This is a genomic window from Frankia sp. CcMO1 (assembly GCF_977945845.1).
In genome coordinates this window covers 1-2,514 of sequence record NZ_CDWTMG010000405.1, presented here as the reverse complement: position 1 = coordinate 2,514, position 2,514 = coordinate 1, and the positions used below count along the sequence as shown (strand labels likewise).

Sequence of the window (2,514 nt, the reverse complement as noted above, 5' to 3'; positions counted from 1 at the left end):
TTCGAAGAGCCCGGATACCCGGACCGCGCCGATGCAGCGGTCCAGGAGATGCGTGCAGGGATGCGCGCATCGCTGACCGGCCCAGCGCTCACGTGGAACACCGCCGAGGAAGATCTCTACACGGCGATCGCTGTGTCCCACCTTCCAGGCCGCGGACGGATGGCGGTCATCCACGGCACCCGCGCCGCCGCCACGTTCGGCGACGACTGGCAGGGTATTGGCCTTGCGCATGTTGCGGTCGCCCGTGGCCACCTCGATGGGGACAGGCCCGCCCTGGACGCGGCGGGAGCCGCCGGGCTGGACGCAGTCGCAGCGATCCAGACATGTCCGAATGCGGTAGTCGAGGACCGCATCCGCGAAATCGCCGTCCCTCTGAGCCGAGCGGCCGGGGACGATCCCACCGCGCTGGAGTTCACCCGTCGAGTTACCGACGTCTGACCCCTGTCGCCCCTGGTGCCGTGGCGCCGCCGGTGCGGCGGGCCGCACCACCTATCTGTCAGGAGGCCGTACCTGTCGAGACCCAGACTCGTGTCTCGTTAAGGGCCTCCTTACGGAGGAGGGCATCGCTGAGGTTGATGCCGCACCGGTTCGCGATGGCGCACACGAAGATCAAAATGTCAGCGAGCTCCTCGTCGACGGAGCCGACGACCGACCCTGTCGCGGTGCTGAGGTTCTCGCTTTTGCGGACGGCTTTGAACAGCTCACCGACCTCCTCGCCCAGCAGCAGAGCCTGCTCCGTGACGCTGCGCTCGGAGAACCCCCGTTCCTTCTCCATGGCGGCGACGTACTGCTGGAACTCGGTCAGGTCAAAGCCGGCGGCCAGCGGACGCATGGCGGTGGACCTTTCTCTGCGTGAGGTGTGAGCCCGGCCGGTGTTGCTGGGAGAGTCAGATGGCCAGGGTGAGCTGGTTGGGGTCGTGGCGGACGGCGGTCGGGGTCCGGTCGCGCCAGCCCGTGCGCAGCGCGGCGGTAAGCGTATCGGCGGCGGCGGCGACACCGCGGGTCAGGGCGGTTCGGTTGCGGACGACTGTCGGAATGACAGTTCGGGTGACGGGGTGCCACGCCCACGTGCCCTGGACCTGCCCGTCGAGCACGATCGTGGGTAGCGCTTCACCGATCTGATTGAACGCCTGTTCTGTCGGTAGGCCGCCCAGATACCTCTCTCGGGTCTCGAAGTACGCCTTGAGCGCGACGTCTTCGTGGGCGAGCAGGTGTAACCCGCTCGTGTAGGCGGCGGGATCGGCAGCCAGGAACTGTTCGTACCGGGCGGTGGTCATGTAGGCCCGGGCTGGGCTCCACGGTGTGGTGACCTCCAGCCACTCGGCATCCGAGGCGTTCAGCGCGGCGGTGATGGCGGTCCGGGACAGGGCCGACCACCACGTCGCGTCCTTGAGAGTCGCTGGCCCATACCGGTCGAAGTAGGCGTACACCAGCGTTCGCGTCGCCTTTCCGGGATCCTGCGCGACGTCCAGGCCGGGGTGGACGTCGGAGGTCAGCGCGAAGGCTCGGCGTTCTGCATTCCAACAACCGGACTGGTTCAGGTAGGTGAGCAATCCCTGTTCCCACGCCGTTTTCACGGCGACGCGGACGGCCGCGACCGGCTCGCCGCAGGCGGTCAGGACTGCTTCGATCTGCCGCACCGGCACCGGGCCGCCCGCGAGCAGCCGCATGAGCAGCCGGGTCACCCGGGTCACGACGGGCTGGGACACACCGGCGTTGACGGCCATTCGGGCGGCGTCGCGCAACCGGTAGCGGGCGGTCGCGGCATGCGCGACGGCCGCCAGATCGAGCGGTAGAAGATGCAGCGTCTTGCGCATGCACCGCAGCGTGGTGAGGCCCGACTGGGGGGCGAATAGCGATGTCGCGGCTTCGGGGCTGGCAGCGCGGGCGAGGACGGTCGCGAACGGACTGGGTAAGCGCGCGGCGTGGAGGCCCAGCCCGGCATATGCGATCTCGGCGACGGACGACAAACGATGATCGGGATGCAGCCCTTGCCGGGTGAGCGTCCAGTTCCACAAGTAGCTGGCCTGGTCGGCTGTGAGCGTGACGGCTCCGGCGGTACGGGGAGCGACGGCGACCACCGCAGCACGCTATCAGCGGTCCGTCGCCCCGCCATGCACGGGCCTGGCCGAGTCGGGTTCATCCCTGTGCATTCCAGTGGTCTTCGACGAAGTGGCGTAGCCGCTGGTAGGAATCTTCGGTCTCCTGCCACTGCTCCGCGGTGCCCCACCAGTGCCGGTTGTTGTGGTGGATGTGGAACTTCGACCAGTCGCGGTCCCAGTCGGGCTGGGTGTGCGTGCCGTGCAGCGCGTACCGGTCGGGATCGGCGTAGACCTGTGTGCCAGGCAGGGGGACGAACCGGAACAGCGACACCCGGCTCAGGGACGATCCCAGCTCGGCCAGCAGGCTCATCGTCTCCGCGGTGGTCTCGGCATTCTCCCCGGGGAAGCCGTGGATGATGAACGCTTTGCCCTCGATCCCCGCGTCGGCGGTCGCTGCGAACGCCGCTTTGAT

The 2,514-nt window shown here is 68.3% G+C and carries 3 protein-coding genes and 1 pseudogene; 1 reads left to right on the top strand and 3 read right to left on the bottom strand.

Features of this window, described 5'->3' with window-relative positions; all coding sequences use genetic code 11:
- Positions 1-438, top strand: a pseudogene (locus AC08OU_RS24485) (hypothetical protein); the annotation flags it as partial.
- 58 nt (positions 439-496) lie between these two features.
- On the opposite strand, the gene AC08OU_RS24480 reads toward AC08OU_RS24485, so the two are convergent.
- The 3 genes from AC08OU_RS24480 to AC08OU_RS24470 form a co-directional block, all read right to left on the bottom strand.
- Positions 497-832: a MazG nucleotide pyrophosphohydrolase domain-containing protein gene (locus AC08OU_RS24480; protein ID WP_462189174.1), complete on the bottom strand. Its 336-nt coding sequence runs from the start codon at positions 830-832 to the stop codon at positions 497-499.
- Positions 833-887: 55 nt separating this feature from the next.
- Positions 888-2,081 carry a DNA glycosylase AlkZ-like family protein gene (locus AC08OU_RS24475; protein ID WP_476602433.1) on the bottom strand — a complete coding sequence of 398 codons (1,194 nt, stop codon included), beginning with the start codon at positions 2,079-2,081 and terminating at the stop codon, positions 888-890.
- A gap of 58 nt (positions 2,082-2,139) precedes the next feature.
- Positions 2,140-2,514, bottom strand: a 375-nt coding sequence (locus AC08OU_RS24470) for a hypothetical protein (RefSeq protein ID WP_476605921.1), incomplete at its 5' end; no start/stop codon positions are given.